Origin of the sequence: Neptunomonas antarctica (assembly GCF_001305295.1) — a bacterium.
GTDB classification, from domain to species: domain Bacteria; phylum Pseudomonadota; class Gammaproteobacteria; order Pseudomonadales; family Balneatricaceae; genus Neptunomonas; species Neptunomonas antarctica.
In genome coordinates this window covers 159,066-181,863 of sequence record NZ_LJSI01000035.1, presented here as the reverse complement: position 1 = coordinate 181,863, position 22,798 = coordinate 159,066, and the positions used below count along the sequence as shown (strand labels likewise).

Annotated in this window: 19 protein-coding genes; 9 read left to right on the top strand and 10 right to left on the bottom strand. The window is 44.4% G+C overall.

The window, feature by feature from the left end; genetic code table 11:
* Positions 1-231 precede the first annotated feature (231 nt).
* Complete coding sequence (locus Nant_RS08635) at positions 232-711, top strand: DUF2489 domain-containing protein (RefSeq protein WP_162224929.1); 480 nt, start codon at positions 232-234, stop codon at positions 709-711.
* A 1-nt stretch (position 712) separates the two neighbouring features.
* A complete protein-coding gene (locus Nant_RS08630; RefSeq protein WP_143773574.1) occupies positions 713-1,087 on the top strand; it encodes a hypothetical protein in 375 nt (124 codons plus the stop codon).
* Between the two features lie 27 nt (positions 1,088-1,114).
* Here the strand turns inward: Nant_RS08630 and Nant_RS08625 are convergent, their stop codons facing one another.
* The 4 genes from Nant_RS08625 to Nant_RS08610 form a co-directional block, all read right to left on the bottom strand.
* On the bottom strand, positions 1,115-3,760 hold the full coding sequence (locus tag Nant_RS08625) for an ATP-binding protein (protein WP_054341231.1): 2,646 nt from the start codon (positions 3,758-3,760) through the stop codon (positions 1,115-1,117).
* A 1-nt stretch (position 3,761) separates the two neighbouring features.
* The gene (locus tag Nant_RS08620) at positions 3,762-4,691 is read right to left on the bottom strand and encodes an ABC transporter substrate-binding protein (RefSeq protein ID WP_054341230.1); all 930 of its coding nucleotides are present in this window, start codon (positions 4,689-4,691) and stop codon (positions 3,762-3,764) included.
* A 28-nt stretch (positions 4,692-4,719) separates the two neighbouring features.
* Positions 4,720-6,828 carry a TonB-dependent receptor plug domain-containing protein gene (locus Nant_RS08615; protein ID WP_054341229.1) on the bottom strand — a complete coding sequence of 703 codons (2,109 nt, stop codon included), beginning with the start codon at positions 6,826-6,828 and terminating at the stop codon, positions 4,720-4,722.
* Between the two features lie 270 nt (positions 6,829-7,098).
* Entirely contained in the window at positions 7,099-8,052 is a 954-nt protein-coding gene (locus Nant_RS08610; protein WP_054341228.1) for a zinc transporter ZntB, read from the bottom strand.
* A gap of 155 nt (positions 8,053-8,207) precedes the next feature.
* Between Nant_RS08610 and Nant_RS08605 the strand changes: the two genes are divergently transcribed.
* Positions 8,208-9,554 (top strand): magnesium transporter, encoded by a 1,347-nt coding sequence (locus Nant_RS08605; RefSeq protein WP_054341227.1) that lies wholly within the window; start codon positions 8,208-8,210, stop codon positions 9,552-9,554.
* Positions 9,555-9,725: 171 nt separating this feature from the next.
* The gene (locus Nant_RS08600; protein WP_054341226.1) at positions 9,726-10,511 is read left to right on the top strand and encodes a 3-hydroxybutyrate dehydrogenase; all 786 of its coding nucleotides are present in this window, start codon (positions 9,726-9,728) and stop codon (positions 10,509-10,511) included.
* A 108-nt stretch (positions 10,512-10,619) separates the two neighbouring features.
* Here the strand turns inward: Nant_RS08600 and Nant_RS08595 are convergent, their stop codons facing one another.
* Together Nant_RS08595 and Nant_RS08590 are read right to left on the bottom strand one after the other, a co-directional pair.
* The gene (locus Nant_RS08595) at positions 10,620-11,297 is read right to left on the bottom strand and encodes a type 1 glutamine amidotransferase domain-containing protein (RefSeq protein ID WP_054341225.1); all 678 of its coding nucleotides are present in this window, start codon (positions 11,295-11,297) and stop codon (positions 10,620-10,622) included.
* 123 nt (positions 11,298-11,420) lie between these two features.
* A complete protein-coding gene (locus Nant_RS08590) occupies positions 11,421-12,431 on the bottom strand; it encodes an NADP-dependent oxidoreductase (RefSeq protein WP_054341224.1) in 1,011 nt (336 codons plus the stop codon).
* A 125-nt stretch (positions 12,432-12,556) separates the two neighbouring features.
* On the opposite strand from Nant_RS08590, the gene Nant_RS08585 reads away from it, so the two are divergent.
* Positions 12,557-13,495: a LysR family transcriptional regulator gene (locus tag Nant_RS08585; protein ID WP_054341223.1), complete on the top strand. Its 939-nt coding sequence runs from the start codon at positions 12,557-12,559 to the stop codon at positions 13,493-13,495.
* Positions 13,496-13,553: 58 nt separating this feature from the next.
* Here the strand turns inward: Nant_RS08585 and modF are convergent, their stop codons facing one another.
* From modF to Nant_RS08565, 3 genes are all read right to left on the bottom strand, one after another.
* Positions 13,554-14,972: a molybdate ABC transporter ATP-binding protein ModF gene (gene modF, locus Nant_RS08580; protein ID WP_054341222.1), complete on the bottom strand. Its 1,419-nt coding sequence runs from the start codon at positions 14,970-14,972 to the stop codon at positions 13,554-13,556.
* Between the two features lie 114 nt (positions 14,973-15,086).
* Positions 15,087-16,562, bottom strand: coding sequence for a ketol-acid reductoisomerase (gene ilvC / locus Nant_RS08575; protein ID WP_054341221.1), 1,476 nt, complete (start codon positions 16,560-16,562; stop codon positions 15,087-15,089).
* A gap of 461 nt (positions 16,563-17,023) precedes the next feature.
* Entirely contained in the window at positions 17,024-17,209 is a 186-nt protein-coding gene (locus Nant_RS08565; protein ID WP_054341219.1) for a hypothetical protein, read from the bottom strand.
* 14 nt (positions 17,210-17,223) lie between these two features.
* Between Nant_RS08565 and Nant_RS08560 the strand changes: the two genes are divergently transcribed.
* Positions 17,224-18,138, top strand: a complete 915-nt coding sequence (locus Nant_RS08560; RefSeq protein WP_054341218.1) for a tetratricopeptide repeat protein — start codon at positions 17,224-17,226, stop codon at positions 18,136-18,138.
* Positions 18,139-18,166: 28 nt separating this feature from the next.
* Here the strand turns inward: Nant_RS08560 and Nant_RS08555 are convergent, their stop codons facing one another.
* Positions 18,167-19,561 carry an aminotransferase-like domain-containing protein gene (locus tag Nant_RS08555; RefSeq protein WP_054341217.1) on the bottom strand — a complete coding sequence of 465 codons (1,395 nt, stop codon included), beginning with the start codon at positions 19,559-19,561 and terminating at the stop codon, positions 18,167-18,169.
* 290 nt (positions 19,562-19,851) lie between these two features.
* Here Nant_RS08555 and dctP point away from each other — a divergent pair, with 290 nt between their 5' ends.
* The 3 genes from dctP (at position 19,852) to Nant_RS08540 (ending at position 22,796) form a co-directional block, all read left to right on the top strand.
* Positions 19,852-20,913: a TRAP transporter substrate-binding protein DctP gene (gene dctP, locus Nant_RS08550; RefSeq protein WP_143773575.1), complete on the top strand. Its 1,062-nt coding sequence runs from the start codon at positions 19,852-19,854 to the stop codon at positions 20,911-20,913.
* Positions 20,914-20,976: 63 nt separating this feature from the next.
* The gene (locus Nant_RS08545; RefSeq protein WP_054341215.1) at positions 20,977-21,489 is read left to right on the top strand and encodes a TRAP transporter small permease subunit; all 513 of its coding nucleotides are present in this window, start codon (positions 20,977-20,979) and stop codon (positions 21,487-21,489) included.
* Entirely contained in the window at positions 21,486-22,796 is a 1,311-nt protein-coding gene (locus Nant_RS08540; RefSeq protein WP_054341214.1) for a TRAP transporter large permease, read from the top strand. The genes Nant_RS08545 and Nant_RS08540 overlap by 4 nt, the downstream gene beginning before the upstream one ends.
* Positions 22,797-22,798 lie beyond the last annotated feature (2 nt).

The following is a 22,798-nucleotide window of genomic DNA, read 5'->3' as shown; positions in this document are numbered from 1 at the left end:
ATAACCCTGACCGGTAACGGTCAGGGTTTTTTTATGTCTGGAACTTAGCATTCATAATTTGGTGCGCTGCAAAATAATTCATTGGAATATCAATTTCCCCTCGCTACGATCGGTCAAGTCAGACAGGCTGCTGAAAATTGTTCGCTAGGAGGGTATTTCTGATGTTCTTAAACAATTACTGTAAGATTTATTCTATATATGTATTCAATATTTTTAAAAGAAGGTGCTAGCGTGTCAGAATTAACAATGACTATTATGATTGTTGTAGGTGTACTACTTATTATTTTTCTATCTGCGTTTAGTTATAAAAAATACCGCATTCTAAAAAGCATTCATGCCGAGAAAGCACTTCAAACTGAACGTGTGCTGGCGATGAAAAAAGAAAAATATATACACGTCCAGGATAGTCTTAGGATTCTCGCTAAAGCGTTGACCGCCGATCAGCTGGGAGTAATAGAGGGAGCTATCAGGATTAAAGTGTTGATCGATCACTATGATCCTGAACTGCATTATGAAGATGACTTTAAAATTTTCTCGGAAATTTCAAAACAAACAGAGCATATTCCCATTTTGAAGGAATGGAAAAATTTAGATAAGCTATCAAAACGAAAATATGAGGCTTTGATGGCAGAGATTGCGTCAACTAAAGGTGATGATGTTAAAAAAGCGACGGCTAGCCTTGAGGTGCAATTAAACAGGACTACTCACTGAAGTGGCGTTTTTTCCTGTATTCCTTGTCTGCTTAATAGTACTGCTACTACTCGCGGTGTCATTATTATTCGGTCGATCGCCTGTGTATCGTCCGAGTAGAGAAGAGGCTTATCAGATGTTGACTACAGTGTGTGAAGGTGGACTTGATAACGGGCAGTGGGGGTTGTTTATTGGGCTCCCTATACGGCATGACCCTGAGTTGGAAGACATCAGACAGGAGTGTTATGAACTCGAATTACAGGCTGAAGAGAATAAGGAAATTCTTTTTGGGTCCGGAGCGTATCGATATAATTCGGTAGGAATGGAGCGTTTAGAATTAATACGCCTGAAATTGAAATCGCTAATCGATAAAACGCCTACCTACCGTTCATTCTGAGCTTATAAAAATATTCAATGTAGTCATTTATTCTTGTATCTTAAGTAATCGTGTCAGGCGCCATATTACTTTCCATAACACTGACCAATCAATTGATTGCTTTCGAATAAGCGCTTCTATTTCACATACGCAGTTTTCTATTTCAGGTAATTCATAAAGCCCTACAATGCCTGCCAGTTGATGGTTTATTTCACGTACGATATTTATGTTTTGTGATGTAAATCCCTGACTAAGTTGACGACTAAGGGATTGAAGCTCCTGTTTTAGTTGCTCGCGGGTTATATTATATTGTTCTATATTACTTTTTTCGGTGTATGTGTTGTTCTGTGTGAGCGTCAGTGCAGTGCTGCTGTGGAATGTTAGGGATGTAATCGTACTTAATAGCTCATTATCATTGATCGGCTTCAGTAATACTTTAGTAACACCTGCTTCATACAGGGCCAAATGCTCTCGTTCAATAATGCTAGCAGTCAGTGCGATGACCGGCAGATCTGGCCATACCGCTTTGATACGCTTCGTGGCCTCAAATCCATCCATTATTGGCATATGAGCATCCATTATGACGATGTCAGGATTTGTTTCATTAACGAGCTTTATTGTCTCAAGCCCTGTTTTCGCTATCACTGTTTGAATATTAAACGTATTAAGGATTTTATTAATAAGCAAACGATTTAATTCATTATCTTCTGCTAATACGACCTTAATGGTACGTTGAGGTCGTATTAGCTCTTCACGCGTCGGCTCAACATCTACTGTTAAATGTAGCCTTTCGAAAAGACGAAAAGGCCGAATAGGCTTTTTTAAGATAGTAATGCTTGATGGAATAGTTGAAATATCTAACCCGTTAGGAGCAAATACAAGTAGTTCAGGGTTATGTGTTAAAGGCTGCGAAAGGATCTTTAAATAAGCATTTTGTTTTTCTTGTTCTGCCGGTATTCCTATCATGACTGTTTGGTATTCAGGAGCCAATTTGACCCATTCATCCAAATGTTTTGCCACATGAAGGGTCGAGGCATATTTATCTAGCATGGTAGTGATTGCACGTCTGAGAGATGCATTTTCTTCATAATAGAGTATCGATTTTTTCGACGCTTTTATGCTATTACTTAAAGTAAACTCTCTGTGTTTCGTTTTTAGTGGCAGGAGTAGTGTGAGAGTCGTTCCTACACCTTCTTGGCTCGTCATGGTCAATTTTCCGCCCATGAGTTCTGTTAATTTTTCAGATATTATTAGTCCAAGCCCTGAACCACCAAAACGACGGGTGATTGATGTATCTGCTTGCGTAAATGCTTTGAATAGTTGTTCTAATTGGTGCGCTGGAATTCCAATACCCGTATCGATAATTTTGATGGTAAATAAGCTACGCTGTTCGTTTACTAATGTTGATTCAACCTGAACTTCTACAGATCCGCTATTTGTGAACTTAACGGCATTGGCGACCACATTGGAAACTATCTGGTGGATCCGTGTAGGGTCTCCTTGTGCATCAAGGCATGATCTCTCTGGCATATGAGCAACTAGCTCAAGACCTTTTTCATGGGCTTGAGGGGCTTGCATCTCCAATACAGCATACACAATATCTTCTAGGCTAAAAGGTATCTCTTCGATTGATATCGCATCTTGTTGTAGTTTCGAAAAATCTAAAATGTCATCAATGATAGATAATAGAAGCTGTGAAGTTTGATTGATTATTCTGATATGCTCCAGCTGCTCATCAGAACAAGATGTTTGCTTAAGAAGCCGGGTAAAACCAACGACGGATGTTAACGGTGTACGGAGTTCATGGCTCATTCTCGCAAGGAAGTCATCCTTTGCTTTATTCGCATCCTCAGCCAGTTTACGGGCTATCAAAAGCGCATTATTTTGTTTTTCTAAATGGTGTAAAGTTGATTGAAGTTTTCTGGTTGCCAAGTCTATTTTGTTTTCCTTGATTTCTATTGATTGTTGAACAGTATCGGCAAGCTCATTGAGCCCATGGGCGAGTGAATTAAACTCCCCTGTATAAGTGTTTGTAACGCGTGATACTAAATGGCCTGTCTGCAGCTTTCCCATGACGTGCGAGAGTTCAAGTAACGGTAGGCTTATACTCCTGCCGAATCGTTGTGCCAGAAAGAACGTAAACATAACGCCAATCAATAGTAATAGTGAACTTGTTACTAAAATTTGTTCTTCTTGTTTGTTTTTTTTAGCTTCTGTCATTGCGACAAGAACCCAGCCGATGATATCTGTTATTTTTTCAGGTTCCTGAAATTCAGTGTTATCTAAGAAGGGGATACCCGTTGTTCTAATGGGTTGTACAAAATACCAGTACCCATCCTGTTGATAGGTTTGTGGGGCTGCTGGTTGTAAATCTACATGGAAATTGGCGGAGCGGAGAATTAATTCATAGCGTTCGTTTAGGAACAGGATATCTGCAACCTCTTGTTCTAAAAATGGTCCTTTACTGATAGATTTTAGTAATTGATTGTTGTTAGTAATAAAGCCAAATTCTGAAGAGGATGCAACCAATCTTGCTAATAATTGCCCGCGATCTATTAATGTCTCTTCTGCATCTTGTAAGCGTGTATAGGTAAAGTAGCCACCTAACAGTAGCGAAATAAAGAGTAACGGCAGTAGTGTTAACAGTAATATTCGCTGTCTGATACCTAAACCATGTATTTTTTCAGATGACATATTAATCTGAATCTCCTAGCTGACGTAATAAAAATTCATTGCTTGGGATTTGAATATTAATTGTTTTGGCAGATTCTGGATTAGTTTTAACGGAAAAGTATCGAGGGTGTTGTGGTTCTGGAAATAGCCCGGATGTCAGAAATGTATCGAGTGTTTCCGCGGTATGTTTTCCTACTTGCGCCGGGGATGAATATATGGCGGCGAGAGCGCCCGCATCAACATATTTTTCAGAGAAACCCATTAAGGGTTTTTTTGCTCTCAGTGAGATAAAAAGAGACCATTTTGCACTGGCTCTATTGAATGCAGATTGGTCTGGTATTGCCAGAAATAGATCAGTTTTCTGGATGATGGGCTGCAAGGTATTAATCGGATTGTCCTGGCTGTTAAGCACAATAGATATCACGGTAAATCCCGTTGCTTCAGCCGCTATATCGAGGCGTTGTTTTTCTACCAGTGAAGATGTGCCAAATACAGTGCCTATAGTTTTGCCATTGGGGATAATCATTCTGGCTAAAGATAATTGCCGCGTCATAGGCTGGTCGATAAACACAGCTGTCGTATTGTTTACGCTTCGTTGCGATTTATTGAGTAACTGTTCAAATACTCTGCGTGGTAAAAAGCTGGCAATAATAGACTGTTCTGGAAATTTATTCAGCGCTGCTTTGAACGCGGATGAGCCAACGGTAATAATGGGATCTGAGCTGTGTGGAATATCCTTTATAGAGTCCAGTGTATATTCTTTAAAGTTGACATGGGTTTTAATCGACGCTTGGATACTTGTCGACACTGCCTGGTAAATAGGATTAGAGGCAGTTAACAAGAGGGTAACTGAAGGAGTAGTGGTCGCTACAGAGAACATAGTTAGACATAAGAGAAGAGCAGCCATCGCTGCTTGTATTACCCTACGTTTTTGCCACATCAACTGTGTCATATTTTGAGGCCATCCATGCCAGGTGATTTTAAAAGTCCAAAGACATTGTTAAGTACAGACGGCGGTCATATAGATTCTTTAGTTGAAATTCTGAGTAATGCTGATCAAAAACATTTTTTATTAAAAGGGTGGTGCTGAGCTGTTGATTATCTCCAACGGCAAAGGATTTAGTGATTTTAAAATCGGTAGTTTTTATGTTTTTCTGGAGGGCGTTCTCGCCACCCATCCAATTGACCGGTGACATATAATTAAAGATTAAACTGGTATCTAAAGAGGACGTTAATTGGTGATTGAGCAATAGTGTTGCGGTATGTCGGGGTCCTGAATGATCAAAGGGAATATTGTTTTTTCCCGCAAGTCCGCCTTTTTTTTGTATACCGCTGAGTTTATTAAAGCTGTAAGCAAAGTGGATAAGGTCTTTTTCGGTAGGCGTTAAACTGGCTTGTATTTCGAATCCACGTGACTTGCGAACGGTTGTATTGCGTAATTCCCTTGCCGAGTCATTAGGTAGATTTGGATTCCCCGCTGCTATTCTATTCCCGACTGATTTGATATCTATAGGTCCTTCATAGAACCAGCCCTCTATGCCATGAGAAATACGTTCGTTAAAAATCTTAAAATCCAGAAAACCCTGCTGATAAGGAAGTAACCAGAACAGACCCATTTCAGCCGCGTTTAATTTTTCGGCTTTAAGATTATCATTGGCAAAAGCAATATAGTCGTAAGGTACGCCTTCAGGGAATATATAAGCGCTTTGAGCATTCTCTTCTAATAAAGAGGGCGTACGGTAGGCTTGTGTTAGCGCTACGCGTACGGTGACCGAAGGGTTTATTTTATAGTTTGATGCGAGTCGAAGCGACGTGGCGGGTGTGGTCATCGATGTGAATTCGGACATGAAACCGGCATTCCAGCTTAATTTTTCGGTTTGTTTCCACTGCATATTACTAAACAAAAAATATATCTCTTCGTCTATTGTCTCATCGGTGCCAAATAAAGCCTCGCTGGTCGCCTGCTCATAACGAAAGCCGCTGCCCGACGCGACGGTAAATGCTTCGCTAGGGGTGAAAGTATGCTGTATTTCAGCCCCGTAGGTTTCAGTACTGCCGTTTTCTCCACTGCTGTACACCTCAAAGTCACTGACGTGCGTACTTGGAAATGGGTAAGTACTACCCATTAAAGATGCTAGACCTGCTAATTGGCTATTGAGTGTGTTTAACCCCGGATCATTTAACAGCTCCGAGGCCCAATACGACTGAGTGCTTAGTTTCAGATAATTATGATATCCCTGAAAATTCAGCTCATTTTTTTCGTTAACGACATGGTTCCATTGTAAGTACTGGAAGTGCGAGAAATGTTCTCTATCCTGAAAGTCGTCTAATGAATTACCTTCACCAATTCCAATCGTTCCATTATTAAAACCAGCAGAAAAATCAATACTGTCGTAAAGCGAAGGTGTAAGACTAAGATGAATATTACCTAAGTTAACCTTCTCTCCGTCTTGTTGAAAATCGAAGCCATCATTTTGTTCATGTCCAAGGCTGACGCGGTAATACAGATCTTGGTTTTTTCCACTGAAGGTGGTTTTTACATTTTTCTTACCTTGAGCGCCAACGGTGGTTGCAATATGTGGCGATGCTTGTTCAAGAGGCGATTTAGTGATGATGTTGATCGCCCCCATTAAGGCATTGGAACCATAGGAAGGGACATTGGAACCACGAACCACTTCTATACGTTGAATATCATGTATGGATATGCCTAGTGTGTTCCAGGTAACGGTGGAAAGCAGAGGAATATAGACGGGTCGTCCATCGATACGTACATCTAAATTTCGGGGAAACTCCCCGGAAGCGCCATGATAGGTGACGGCAAATTTATTAGCGTTGGGTGTATAGACCTGAAAACCCGGCACTAGCTTAAACAGGTCCGTAATCTCTAGCGCGCCAGATGCTTTAATTAACGCTTGAGTAATGATCGTGGTTGAAACAGGTACTTCAGAGAGGTTTTGGGTTATACGGGTAGCCGACGTGATTTCAGGTATATCGCCAAACAGATCGGTTTCATTATAGGCAGATGCTGAAGAGCTCATTATGAGGAAAAGAGGACTGACCAGATATTGCTGAAAACGCGGATAAATCATATATCACCTGATAACTGAATAAGTACTACATTCGAGTGCCTACATAGATAATGACCGCCAACATAATAACCGCTTCAATCATAAAACCATTATTGGTAAGAATCCAATCCAGCATGCGCAATGACCACTCAAAAACTTTTGTGAAGGATAACGAATTTAAGGAGAGCAAAGTAGGTTTTAAATAAAAGAATGATCAATGTGCCGAACTATTTATGAGACACATGACCCACATGAGGCCCATTGATTTTTTACCTATGTCATAAAATATGTCTACATCCATTTTTTTGAGTAAAAATACCAAATAATCCCGCCCGACAGACCAATGAGTGCTATCACAAAATACGAAAATGCAGCCGGTGATTCTGTGCCGGGCATTCCTGAAATATTAACGCCGAGAAGTCCTGTTAAAAAGCCCAGTGGTAGAAACAGTGCAGTAATAAGTGAGAGCAGATACATACGTTCATTCATCATTTCGGAGGTATAGCTTGTTAGCTGTTCCAGTATGACCCCGATTCTTTCACTAATGGATTCAAGATGATCTAGTTTTCTCATCAAATGCTCTGTGACCTCTTCTATCATCAATCGCTGTCGGTCTGTGAAAAAAGCACTATCGCTTTTAGAGATGGCCATAAACGCTTCTCTTTGGGGTAACAGGTAACGCCGTAAAGCGATAATCTGCCTTTTCAGGTCGGATACTTTTTGACGATGTTCAAGCGGAGGACTGGTCAAAATATCTTCTTCCAGTTCCGTCAGCTGTTCATCAACACGGTCAACAAAACTGGATACCCTATCTATTAGTTTGCCACACAGCGTGGTGATGAGTTCTCCCGTGTTTTTGGGGCCTTTGCCTGCTTGCAGGTTACGGTAGGTATCCTGGACGGTCAGTAATACCCGACGTCGGGTACTAATAATACGATGGCTATCGACCCATAATCTGATAGACACCATATCTTCAGGATCGGCTTCGGGATTCATATTGACGCCGCGTAAGATAATCAGAGCGCCATGCTCGTATTCGTTATAGCGCGGACGTGACTCTTCGCTCAGTAATGCATCTGCAATGATGGAATCGATTCCGCTTTCCTCGCGCAGCCACTCAGCGGCTTGAGGTTCTGTGAAGTTAAGATGAATCCATTGCACAGCAGACGTTGCTGTGAAAGGGGGAAGTAGTTCATTACTGCCACCTTGGCCATCAAATTCCAACGCGTGAATTAGTCCTTCCATACGGCTCTCTGCTCATTATTTTTTAAGGTTGTGATGTTGGCATAGATGTTTGATAAAAGAGAGCATTTTTTAGATTGGCGATGCCTGAAATATTGGTTATCTGGTATGAATCGTGGCAATCTATATGCCTCTTTCACTAAAGGGTAATGGGGATTATGGCAGACGATATAGGGCCTTTGGTCGATCGTATTGTTAAATCAGATGCTGATGGCGTTCCTGCTGATAAAGAAGCATTACTGGATCAGCTTGAGGATCTTGAGTTTGATCAATGGGCGCTGTTGCTTGAAGCATTGCCAATAGAGGAGCGTATCGCTCAGTGGCAGCTGATTCCTGATGACATGAAGGCTGAAGTATTGGTTGAAATGCGTGCGGATGCGCGTTTGTCGGTTATCAATGCATTGCCTACCGATGTGCTTGAACAACTCTTTGGACACTTAACGCCCGAAGATTTGATAGAGCTGGCTGATTCACTGCCAGACCACTTGATTGATCTTGCTTTGCGCCAGATGGGTCAGAAGCAACGCCAGTTTTTTGAACACAGTAATCAGTTTAATGAAAATCAGATCGGTCGTTATGCCGATCATAACCTCTTAATTTTGCCTCAGAACGCGAAAGTTTATGATGCACTACGTTTGTTTCGACGAGATATCCCTGAATGTACGGATGCATTATTTTTGACTGATAGGGCGGGTCGTTATGCCGGAACCGTACCGTTGAAAAGCACCTTTGGCGCACCGGGTCATATTTCTTTAGTCGAGTTGATGGATGAGCATGCTAAACCATTACCGGCTGAAACCAGCCTTGAAGAGAGTGCGGATATACAAGAAAAGTCTGATTATGTGCTTTTACCGATTGTCGATAGCAAAGGGATGCTGATTGGCCGGATGACCATCAAGGATGGTTTTCAGATCCTTAGAGAAAACCACGAGTCCGAAAATATGGCACGAGCCGGTTTATCCGAAGACGAAGACCTGTTTTCTCCTGTATGGAAAAGCTCTATGCGCCGTGCTACCTGGCTGGGTATTAATCTGCTCACGGCGTTTCTTGCATCGTGGGCGATTGGATTGTTTGAAGCAACGTTGCAACAAGTCGTCGCATTAGCGGTATTGATGCCGATTGTCGCATCTATGGGCGGTATCGCAGGAAGCCAGACCCTGACATTGATTATTCGGGGGATTGCCCTGGGCCAGATATCCAAAGGCAACTTAACGCCCTTGCTGCTTAAAGAGTTGGCGGTTGGTGGCTTTAACGGTGTTTTATGGGCATTGGCGATAGGCGGAATCGTTGCTTATTGGTTCTCCGATCTGATGATCGGCGTTGTCATAGCGGTAGCTATCGCGCTTAATATTCTGGCTGCTGCTTTTTCCGGTGTACTGATTCCGGTCATACTGGATAAAATGAAAATTGATCCGGCGCTTTCCGGTTCCGTTATTCTAACCACCGTGACTGATGTTGTAGGCTTCGTTACATTTCTCGGATTAGGTACCTTGTTCCTGATATAGAAAGGTGAGTTTGTTACCTGATCAATAATGGCTGCTGCTCGTGGTATACGACTTTGTGAGGTTTTGTGCGCTGCAAAAAATGTGTTAATGTCATGGCCACATTGAGCTGAGTTTTATGCTTTTTGAAGCACCAATATAGCTCTGAATATAATCATATTAAAAGGATAACGGATGATGCTGACAGGTAAAAATGCGGTTATTACAGGATCGACTTCTGGGATTGGTTTGGCTATTGCGCGTGCTTTAGCGAAGGAAGGTGCCAATGTAATGATTAATGGCTTAGGTAAACCAGAAGATAATGAAGCCATTCGCGTATCAATTGAAGCTGATTTTGGGGTGAAAGCATTATTTTCCTCTGCCAACATGCTTAAGTCTGATGAAATTACAGGCATGATTACCGAAGCAGAAAACGCTTTAGGTTCAGTGGATATTCTGGTCAATAACGCAGGCATCCAGTTTGTATCGCCGGTTGAAGATTTCCCTGAAGATAAATGGGACGCGATTATCGCAATTAACCTGACGGCAGCATTTCATTCAACGAAAGCCGTTATTCCTGGCATGAAACAACGGGGCTGGGGACGTATTATTAATACCGCGTCTGCACATGCCTTGGTCGCCTCTCCCTTTAAATCAGCTTATGTTGCCGCCAAGCACGGCATTGCTGGTCTGACTAAAACGACTGCATTGGAATTGGCTGAGTTCGGTACTACTGTTAATGCGATTGCGCCGGGTTATGTGTGGACTCCTCTGGTTGAAAAACAGGTAGCTGATACGGCAAAAGTCCGTGGTATCACAGAAGAACAGGTAAAGCAGGATGTGATGCTAAAAGCTCAGCCGACCAAGAAATTTGTGACGGTTGAAGAAGTTGCCGCTGTTGCAGTATTTTTGTGCAGTGACGGTGCCACTTCCATCACAGGCATTACCTTGCCGGTCGAAGGTGGCTGGACGGCTCAGTAGCCCTAAGCTCATCAGTAAGCCTTAAACCCATAGCCCTACGCTTATTTTCAAACGACTGATATGGAACCTTATAGGCTCCATATCAGCTTCTTACTTTAATTCAGCTTCTTACTTTAATTCAGCCAGCACCGCTTCGGCTACCGCCGCAGACGATCCCGGGTTCTGACCTGTGATCAGCCGTCCATCCTGCACAATATAAGATGCCCAGTCAGCGCCCTGGCTGTAGAGACCACCACGTTGTTTCAATTCATCTTCCAGCAGGAACGGAACAATTTCTGTTAAGCCAACCGCTGCTTCTTCGGTATTACTGAATCCAGTAACTTTTTTGCCTTTGACCAGTGGCTCGCCCTGCGCATCTTTGACATTCAGCAACACGCTCGGCGCATGGCAAACAGCAGAAACAGGCTTACCTTGTTGAGAAAAAGTTTCTATCAGTTTGATAGACGCTTGGTCGTTAGTCAGATCCCACAAAGGGCCATGTCCACCCGGGTAGAATACCGCATCGTAATCATCAGCACTGATATCCGTCAGCTTGATTGTATTAGCGAGCTTTTGTTGAAGTTCGCTATCCTGATCAAAACGACGGGTATCATCTGTCTGAAAATCTTCCAGAGCGCTGGTCGGATCGATCGGTGGCTGTCCACCGGCAGGTGAGGCTAACGTGATATGAGCGCCGGCATCTGCAAACGTATAATAAGGGGCGGCAAACTCTTCAATCCAGAAACCTGTTTTGTTGCCCGTATCACCGAGTGCGTCATGAGACGTGAGTACAAAAAGAATGTTCATATTGATGGTTCCTTTTAGGTGTCGCTGTTAATTAAGCCCATGTTCTAATAAAAAATGGGCGTATAAAATCTTCGTGTTAAACGTGTGTTGAGAAGCCCTTTATGGAAATTGATATTGCTCGTATCAGTCCAGTTTAACCAGCATTTTTCCGGTATTCTGTCCCGTAAATAAGCCTATGAATGCATCGGGGGCTTGTTCAATGCCGTTGTATACCGTTTCTTTAGCGCTGATTTTTCCTTGCTGAATCCACTGCGTCATTTGTTCAACAAACGCAGGATAGCCATCCCAGTGGTCGAATATAATAAAGCCCTGCATGGTTAGCTTTTTGATGATCAGTTGTGACAAGTTAGAGGGGCCCGCACTGGCAGAAGTGGCATTGTACTGGTCAATCATACCGCATACGGCAATGCGGCCATGTTCGTTCATCAGGTTCAGAACGGCTTCCAGATGAGCGCCACCGACACTTTCAAAGTAAACATCAATGCCATTAGGGCAGGCTTGTGCGATGCTTTGTTGTAAGTTTTCGGTTGTTTTGTAATTAACAACGGCATCTACGCCAAGCTCTTCACGTAGATAGCGGGCTTTTGCATCAGAGCCCACGCTACCGGCTACATAACAGCCTTTCAGCTTCGCTATTTGGCAGACAATCGCACCGACTGCACCAGAGGCGGCTGATACAAATACCGTATCGCCTTCTTTGAGCTGTGCAATTTTGGTGAGCCCGGTAAATGCAGTCATACCCGGCATACCGAGTACCCCTAAAAAGGCCTGATCTTGCATTCCGGTATCGGGTAAAGGCTGTAAATCAGCACCGGAAGTGGTGAAATACTCACGCCAGCCGCTCATGTTGGCAACCTTGCTGCCCACAGGGAATGCAGGATTATTCGACTCAACCACTTCACCAATCGCGCCGCCACTCAATACTTCATTCAGCACGAAAGGAGCGATGTAGCTTTCGCGTTCCAGCATACGGCCACGCATATAGGGATCGACAGACATCCACAGGTTTTTAACCAGCACTTCACCTGCTTTCAGAACCGCTACCGGTACGGTGACGACGCTGAAATCCTCTTTGGTAGGAATACCTACAGGGCGGTTTTTGAGATGGATTTCACGATTGGTTTCAATGTACATATTGCTACCTCTTGTCATGTAATTTTAGTTATGCAATGTCAGATTATGAACACTACTCTATTCTTGATATCTTCATGCATCCAATGCATTATTAAAATATCCATCATGATTATTGGTAATGTGCCGTGAATCTGTCTCGTTTGTCTAGCGCCGATCTTAATTTACTACCGGTCTTTCAAGTACTGCTGGAAGAGCGCAGCGTTACGCGTGCCGCCGGGCGTTTGAATCTGACACAGCCGGCTATCAGTCGTAATCTGGCGCGTTTGCGTCAATTGTTTAATGATCCGCTATTTACACGTACGCCCAAAGGCCTGGCACCCACACCGCGGGCCGAAGCGCTGGCATTGCAGTTACATCATTCGCTGCAAGATATAAGTTTGCTTATCGAGCCACCGCAATTTGTTGCGGCACAGGCAACCAATAACTTCAGGCTGGCGACCACTGATTATGGAACGCAGGTGTTGCTGCCTTCGGTCATTACGCGCCTGAGAAAGGAGGCGCCGCTGGTTAATCTTGAAATTGTCCCCTGGCAAGAGAGTTTGTTGCAGCAGCTTGATCAGGAAAGTATCGATCTGGCGATCTGTACGGTGACCGATCCTCCGGCCGCCGTGCATGGTCGTGGCATCGGTGATGATCAGTTTGTCTGTGTGATGAGTGCCGCACACCCGCTGGCTCAGACAGGGTTTGACCTGGAAACGTATGCAAAGCAGCCGCATGCACTGATTACGATGGGCGGCGCCCGCAAGGGTGTTATTGATTATCTGTTGGAAGAGAAAGGGTTGACGCGACGAATCGTTTTACGCGTACCGCACTTTGTTGCAGCACTGGCGCTGGTGGCTCAGAGCGATCTGATCTTAACGATTCCTTTTGGACTGGCGCAAAGTTGTGCGCAGCATTATCAGCTTAAGATACTTCCTTTTCCGATGCAGCAGAGCGGTTTTACTTACTCTATCGTGTGGCACGAACGTTATAGGAAAGATGTGGCTCATATCTGGCTGCGTCAGCTCGTATTTGAAGAGCTGACGCACACCCTTAAAACGCTCAAGGACGACTTTAAGCATTAACGATCTTATCGACAATGCTTGTGAGTTGTTAAGTCGGGAGAAAGCAGTCTGGAGCAGATTAGTGTTTCTCCAGCGCGAGATAATTATCTATGCCTTTAATCTGGTCTTCCGGATGATGATTAACATAGATAACCGAGGTTTCACTATCCGCGCAGATTTTCTCTATCAGCGCCAGTACCAGCTGACGGTTCATATCATCCAGGCCTAAGCAGGGTTCATCTAATATCAGCAGAGGAGGGTGCTTTACCATCGCCCGTGCAATCAGCAATAAGCGCTGATCACCGTAAGACAGCTTGTTAAATGGCTGATCGGCACGCTCACTCATGCCAAGCAGTGCCAGCCATTGATTGGCAATCTCACGTTGGCGGTCTGTGTACTTACTGTACAGGCCGATACTGTCGTAGAAACCCGAGATGATCACGTTACGCAGCCCTGTGCCAACCCGGTATTCCCACTGTAATGCGGTGGAAACATAACCGATAAACTGTTTGATCTGCCAGATGCTTTCACCGCTACCGCGTTGAAAACCGAAAACAAAAACATTGTTAACATAGCACTGCGGGTGATCACCGGTAATCAGTGAAAGCAGCGCAGTTTTTCCGCTGCCATTAGGGCCGCTAAGCTGCCAGTGCTGGTTGGGCTGAATGGTCCAGTCGAGGCTATCAATCACCTTATGATCAGCGTATTTAATCGTGATGTTATTCAGACGGACTAACGGCTGCTCTGGATCCAGACGCGGTATTACTGTGTCCGGATCGGCTGCCGGTATCTGTAGATTACTGGTTTTAAGATGCAGCAGTTGGTACAGCTCGGCATAGGCTTTTTCGTCATCGCGATTAATCTGATGCTTTAGCTCGCCGTGGTCCATATAGGCAATATGCGTGATGAAGTCCGGGAACTCATCAAAGCGATTCAGGACCATCACCATCGGGATTGTTTCGATCAAAGAGGCAAGATATTGCTGCAGCATCACGAGTGTATTGGCGTCGAGGCCGTCGAACGGTTCATCCAGTACTAATAAATCGGGTTGGCTCGCGAGTGCCCGAATCAGCATAACTTTACGTGATTCGCCTGTGGATAAGGTTCTGAATGACCGCTCCAGCGTATCTGTCAGCGCAAATTTTTCAACCAGTTCGTTGAGCAATTGAGTATTAGATGCAGCGGCATTTAAAATGTCTCTGACAGGCGTACCTACAGAGATTACATCCATAATATCGGCATCATCTTTTTTCAGTTCGGCGGCAATCAGCTCTGCTTGCGCCTCAAACGATACCAGCCCGACCTTGGCAGGCAAGCCTTCAATCGTCCCGGATATAGATTCACCCACGCTCGCCAAAACGGCGGCTAAGGCGGACTTTCCTGAGCCGTTAGTGCCCGTGATAACCCAATGTTGATTGGGTGCTAACTCCCAGTTGATGGTATTAAGCTGAAAGCGTTCGTCAAATTTAACCGTCAGGTTTTCCAGGCGAATAGTCATGCAGATTTTCCTGAGCCGTTAGTGCCCGATATTATTTCTGAAGTTCAAAAAAAAGGCCAGGATATGCATCCTGGCCTTCGTCTACCTGTAAAGATAGGCAGGTATGTGTATCAATTAAACGATTTTTTTCATGTCAGCCATGTGGCCACGCAGAACACTACCGATCGCTTCAACCGGGTGGCTACGCAGAGCAGCGTTCACTTCGATCAGACGAGCGTTATCTACGCCAGTATCAGCCAAGTCCTGACCTTTACCGATTACATCAGTTTTGATGCCTTTCATGAAATCAGCCAGCAGTGGCAGACATGCATGGTTGTAAAGGTAGCAACCGTATTCAGCCGTATCAGAGATAGTGGCGTTCATTTCATAGAGTTTTTTACGTGCAATGGTATTAGCGATCAGTGGAGTTTCGTGCAGAGACTCGTAGTAAGCAGAATCAGCAACGATACCGGCAGCCGTCATTGTTTCGAAAGCCAGCTCAACGCCTGCTTTAACCATAGCAACCATCAGGATGCCGTGGTCGAAGTATTCCTGTTCAGAAATCTCAACATCACCAGCAGGAGTCTTTTCGAAGGCCGTTTCAGCCGTTTCTGCACGCCAGCCCAGCAGGTTAACGTCGTCGTTAGCCCAATCTGCCATCATAGTGCGGGAAAAAGTACCGTCGATGATGTCATCCTGATGCTTGTTGTACAGCGGACGCATAATCAGTTTCAGTTCTTCTGACAGATCAAATGCTTTGATTTTAGCCGGGTTAGATAAACGGTCCAGCATGTTAGTCACGCCGCCGTATTTCAATGCTTCAGTGACCGTTTCCCAACCAAACTGAATCAGCTTAGAGGCGTAACCTGCGTCGATGCCTTCTTCAATCATTTTGTCGAAGCACAACAGCGAACCGGTCTGCAGCATACCGCACAGAATAGTCTGCTCACCCATCAGGTCAGATTTAACTTCAGCGATGAAAGAAGACATCAGAACGCCGGCTTTATGACCGCCCGTACCTACCGCGTAAGCTTTAGCCAAAGCCAGGCCTTCGCCTTTAGGGTCGTTAGCTTCATGCACAGCAATCAGCGTCGGTACACCGAAGCCACGAACGTATTCGTTACGTACTTCAGAACCCGGGCACTTAGGTGCAACCATGATGACAGTCAAGTCTTCACGGATTTTCATACCTTCTTCAACGATGTTGAAACCGTGAGAGTAAGACAGGCAAGCGCCATGTTTCATCAAAGGCATAATCGCGGTTACAACAGGCGTGTGCTGCTTATCAGGTGTCAGGTTTAATACGATATCAGCCGTGGGAATAAGCTCTTCGTACGTACCTACAACGAAACCATTTTCAGTCGCATTTTTCCAGGACTGACGCTTTTCCGCAATCGCAGCAGCACGCAGTGTGTAGGAAACATCACAACCACTGTCACGCAGGTTCATACCCTGAGCCAGGCCCTGTGCACCGCAACCGATAACAACCATTTTCTTGCCTTTCAAGGCAGAAACGCCATCTGGAAACTCAGAAATATCCATAAAACGGCATTTAGCCAGTTGAGCAAGCTGTTCGCGCAGAGGCAGTGTATTGAAATAGTTGTTAGACATATCTGATAGTTCCCTGGTAGATCCGTTTAATTTAGTACTTACGAAGATTGATTTAGCGCTACGGTCACTTATTGCTAAGCAGGCTGGTAAGCAATGTAACATCGTGAGCATCATTTATGGTGGTAATTCTAGCGAAGATATAGTCTTGCGTATATTGATATATATTCATTACTGTATTGCGAAATCTGCAATGACTGCCTTGATTATACTGCTGCCCGTCGCTCATCCGTATGAATATTGTCAGCGTGGCTTGAGTGAAAGCTTCAACGGCCTTTTCAGCCAATATATTTCGAAAGGAGCCGATTTACGTCTGATGTATCTATGCTGACTTGATCATACACAGTCGTGAGATTAGGTCGTGCGGAGCTAATACATTAAACAGGTAATGTCCTTTATATAATCATTCAGACTTCTCATTCATATTATGTTCATTTTCGTGCTACTCTAGTTTGAAGCTTTCATCATAATGCGTCTGTTTGCAGGAGGACCGTTAGATCGACTTTTGCCGAACTATCCAATGCCAGTTCGGCTTTGCCAGGGCGCGTTAGCGCCGCCTGACAGAGTTCTTCAACAACCTTCTGTGGTTGCTTAAAACCAAATAAATACTCTTTATTAAAACGTCTAGTGTTTTCAGTGTAAATTTTCAAACAGGAACAAAATTATGCTCCTATCTCGCACACTTGCCATGGTGTCATCTCTGTTGATTCTTGCTGTCGGGACACTGACCCACGCTGCTGATTTACAAAATGGATTAGCCGCCGCGCAACAGGGAGACTTTACTGCTGCCTTAGCGGAATGGGGGCCGCTTGCCGAGCAAGGAGATGTAAGTGCTCAATATAATCTCGGGGTGATGTACTACAACGGCTATGGTGTCTCGCAGGATTATAAGACCGCGCTGAAATGGTACAGCGTTGCTGCCGGGCAAGGAGATATAAAGGCTCAAAATGAGCTCGGAGTGTTGTATTACTACGGCCAGGGTGTCTCGCAGAATTATAAAACCGCGCTGAAATGGTACAGCGTCGCTGCCGGGCAAGGAGATATAAAAGCTCAATACAATCTCGGGGTGATGTACGGCTTTGGTTACGGTGTTGCGCAAGATCATAAAGCCGCGCTGAAATGGTATCGAGCCGCAGCCGAGCAAGGACAGGTAAATGCTCAATATCATCTTGGAGGGATGTACTACAGCGGCCAAGGTGTACAACAGGATTATAAAGCCGCGCTGAAATGGTATACCGCTGCTGCCGATCAGGGAGAAATAAATGCGCAAAATAATCTCGGAGGGATGTACTACAATGGCCAAGGTATCCCGCAGGATTATAAAGCCGCGTTGAAATGGTATACAGTCGCCGCAGAGCAAGGGCAGCTTAATGCCCAATATAATATCGGGATGATGTACGGCAATGGCCAAGGTGTTCCGCAGAATTATATTCAAGCGTATATGTGGTGGGATATTGCTGCCGCAAACGGGTATGAGGTGACGGCTCATAACAGAGAGCTTATTAGCAATAAGATGACTGCCTTGCAAGTCCAGGAATCACAAACTCTGGCACGTCAGTGGTCTGCGGCCCACTGGTAAATTCTCATATTAACAAATAATTAGTTGTTTATTGTTTGTTTTTCTCTGCGATTTCATCGCCTAGAAACTGTAACAGCCTAGGATGTTTTGCGTGTGCGATATTGATTCGAAGTGCGGATTCAACTTCATTATCGGGTAGTGAGAATAGATGGCTAGGTGCCAAAAATATCCCTTGGGTTGATGCTTTACTTGCCAGTATTTTCCCGTCCACATGATCCGGTAGTGTGCACCAAATATAATATCCCCCTGTAGATGGCTGAAGACAATCGAGTCCGATTTGTCTAAGTGCTGAAACAGCTTCTGCGCTGGTTTTTGCTACTTTGTCTCTTAGTCGTGTCATGTGTCTGCGATATCGGCCTCGAACAATCATTTCGTGAATCATACGCTCTATGATGCTGGAGCTGTTTACTACGGTAAGCATTTTTATGTCAGTTAACGAGCGGATGACGGCTTCATTTGCGGCAATATATCCACACCTAAGACTGGCTGAAAGTGTTTTTGAGAAGGTGCCTATATAGATGACTCGATTTAGCGCATCAAGAGAAGCAAGGTGAGGGGTTGATCTAGGCAAGATGTCTCCGAAGGGGTCGTCTTCTATAACTGTTAGCTCATACTTTTCTGCTATCCGAAGTAATCCGTGCATGTTTTGCAAGGACATTGAGGTACCCGTTGGGTTGTGGGCCATCGGCTGAACAAAAAGCAGTCTGGGTCTGTGTTGCCTCACTTTTTGTTCCAGCTCTGCTAAGTCTAAGCCGTGTATTGTTCTTTTTACTCCTATGATATTGGCGCGTTGTAGACGTAATTTACCAAAAAGGGGGTAGTACCCAGGTATTTCAACGATGACAGATTCGCCTGCATTGACGAAATGGCGAATGATAAGATCAAGGGCATGATTGGCACCGAACGTCATTAAAATTTGATCAGGATGCACAGTAATTGCTCTATCTATCATGGTTCTTGCAATATCCTCTCTTAAACTCAGTAGTCCTTGAGGTTGGCCATATTCAAATTCATCTTGCTGCTCTTTTTTGGAATAACTTGATTTGAAGTATTTAAGGAAGTCAGTGCTTTCCATCCAACTCGCCGGTAGGCGTCCATCACCGGCTCTGACTTCATAGTGTTGATTTAGCTGTTCTCGTAAAAGGGAAACCAGATCGACTGCTTCGGTAAAGTGCTCGGGTTTGATTGTTGGAAGTGAGGGCTGTGCAGCTTCTACATAAAACCCTGAGCCTCTACGAGGACGTATATAGCCGATAGCCACTAAGCGGTCGTAGGCATCAGAAATAGTATTTTTAGAAACGCCGAAACTTTCGGCTGTATTTCTGATTGATGGGAGCCGGGTCCCCGTCGTTAATTGTCCGCTTTCTATTTGTTGGATGAAGTTATTGGTGATTTTTTGGGCAAGTGACTCACGGATTTTCATGTTTTACTCCAAATTGTACCCATATATAAAAAGTGACAGTATTAGGTACAATTATAAGAATTGTACCTTGTTTGCCTTACACTATTACATTAATTTTAAATACGCTTTTTACTGAACATTAAACACAGGGTGTTTGGATTGCCGGTTAGAATTGACGTTAAGCAACCTAAGCATTGTGGGCTTTTGTAAAGTTTTTTTGGTGAGCTTCACTGCTGATCAATTATCTAAAAATAAAAAAGGCGCTTGATTACTATCACAGTAATTTTTAGTGCCTATATATGGAGAAAGATATGAAATTGCGGACTAACAACAACTATCGCCGTAGTTTTATTAAAACACTTTTTGCAGGTGTTTTAGTATCAGCTATTCCGTTTACACAACAGGCATATGCCGAAGAGTTACCGACTGTCAATTGGCGTATGCAAGCATTATGGGATGCGGGTACTACGCCCTTCGAATATGAGAAAAAGTTCGTTCAACGTGTCTCTGATTTGACAAACGGGAAGTTTAAAATACGATTATTTGCAGGTGGCCAATTAGCGCCTTCCGCTCAAGCATTCGAGGCAGTAAGAGCGGGTGCTTTTCAAATGATGAAGACCTTTGATGGTTATGAAGCGGGTTCTATTCCAGCATTTGCGTTTACCAGTACGATTCCTTTCGGCTTTCCTGAATCAGACCAATATGAATCATGGTTTTATGAAAAGGGAGGATTAGACTTCGCTCGCAAAGCCTATTCACAAGCTGGCTTGTTCTATATTGCTCCCACTATTTATGGGCAGGAACCTATCCATTCTAAGTTTCCTATTCACTCATTGGATGACCTGCAAGGGAAAAAAGGACGGTTTGTTGGTTTGGCTAGTACTGTCATGGGAGAGTTTGGCGTAGCTACTACCACGTTACCGACAGCCGAAGTTTATCAGGCGCTTGAAAAAGGTGTGATTGATTTTGCGGATAGGGGTGACTTAACGGCTAATCTGGAAGCCGGTTTGGGTGAAGTTGCTAAATATGTAGTTGTTCCTGGTTTCCATCAGCCAACGACAGCCACTAGCTATGTTGCTAACCAGGCGGCGTATAATAAACTTCCTGATTCTTATAAGGCGACACTAGAAGTGGCTGCCAGGGAAGTCTCCTCCGCTCTGCGTCAACATATACTTGCGCAGGATGCCGAATCGCTTAATAAATTCCAAGAGCAGGGGGTAGAAATTATTCACCTTAGCCCTGATCTCATCGCGAAAGGTCGTCCCACGGCTATGCTCGCATGGCGTAAAGCGGCGGGTGATAATCCTCTCGCCACTGAGATTCTTGATAGCCAGATTGCCTTTATGAAAGAACTCGGGTTAATCGACGAGTAATACTCTTTTTAAATGAAACCAGCCTGGCGATGTCAGGCTTCAGTTTATTTCCTGGAATTTTTTATGCTAGTACTCATCAATTATTGTCGTTTCATTACGGCTGTGAGTCGCTGGATGGCGTGTGTAGCATCGGTACTTGTTTTTATCATGGTGGCTGTCATTGGTTACGAAGTCGTTGTCCGATACTTTTTTGATGCGCCGACTATCTGGGCAATGGAGCTTGCAGTGCTGTTGTTTGGTCCGTATTTCATGTTTGCAGGTCCTCACTTGTTGCATACGGCGGGTCATGTCAATGTCGATATATTACACAGTAAACTTTCTCCGCGTATGGCCGGCACGGTAGATTGTGTCACCTACCCCTTGATTGCCATCGTGAGTGTTATTTTTATCTATCAGAGCGTGCCGATAGCTATTAATGCTTATAACAGTGGTGAAACGTCATTTACGGCGTGGAATCCTGCAGTTTGGCCTATCAAGATGGTCATTCCTGCCGCCTTTTTGTTGCTCTTATTGCAAGCACTCGCTGAAACGATACTGGCAGGCTTCCGTGCTCTGGGTAGGGACGTCAAGTTATGAGCTCAACAGTCGTTTTATCAATGATGTTTGTGTCCTTGTTACTACTCTTGCTAAGCGGTATGCCTTTAGCCTTCGTGCTATCGACCTTGGCTGTTGTGTTCACGGTTTTATTGTGGGGTGTCGATGCGTTGGTGCTGACGGTGTTACAAACGCTTGATGCCATGATGTCGGATATTCTATTAGCTATTCCTCTTTATGTATTGATGGCTAGTATTCTGCAACGCTCTGGGATTATCGATGCGCTTTACCGTGCAATGGAGCTATGGTTTCGCCGGTTACCGGGTGGGCTTGCTGTCGGGACAGTCGCTATCTGTACGATTATGGCTGCTATGACAGGTATCGTGGGCGCAGCTGTGGCAGCGATGGGGATTCTAGCATTACCTTCTATGCTCAATAGAGGCTATGACAAGCACCTTGCTTTAGGGACAATCTGCGCGGGTGGTACGCTCGGAATCTTAATTCCTCCCTCTATTATTACGATTGTTTATGCGGCGACTGCACAGGTGTCTGTCGGTAAAATGTTTGCGGGTGGGATTGTCCCCGGATTAATTTTAGCGGGTTTTTATATTAGTTATATCGTTATTCGTTCGGTAACAAAACCTAGTGTTGCCCCTAGACCTGAGCACGATGACACGAGTTTTTTAGAAAAACTAGGATCGCTTAAGGCGTTAATTTTACCTACGCTAATTGTCTTCTCTGTTCTTGGCAGTATCTATACAGGGATCGCTACGCCAACAGAGGCTGCGGCGGTGGGTGTTATAGGTGCGATTGTTTCTGCTGCTATTCAGCGTGAACTGACCTTTAAAAATCTCCAGGCCGCGTCCATTGATACCTTACGTGTAACCGCCATGATTATGTGGATTACCATAGGTGCAAAAATTTTTGTGGCTATCTTTACCGGAACCGGTGGTGCTGATTCTCTGCTGGCATTTATTCAGGGCTTAGAGGTCAGTCGCTGGTTGATATTGTTAGCGATGATGTTCGTGCTCGTATTTCTAGGGCTATTTCTTGATGAGATCGGAATTATCTTACTGTGCGTTCCTGTTTTCTTACCCATTATCAAGCTGCTTGGCTTTGATCCTATATGGTTCGGTATTCTGTTTTTGATAACCGCACAAATGGCCTACATCACCCCTCCATTCGGCTACACCCTTTTCTATATCAAGGGAGTACTGCCCGCCGGTATTGGTATGGGAACCGTGTATAGATCCATCATTCCTTTTCTTATTTTGCAAATGCTTGCGCTGATTTTATTCATCGTATTCCCCGACATTGTGACCTGGTTGCCTGAGCGCATTGTCCAGTAGGT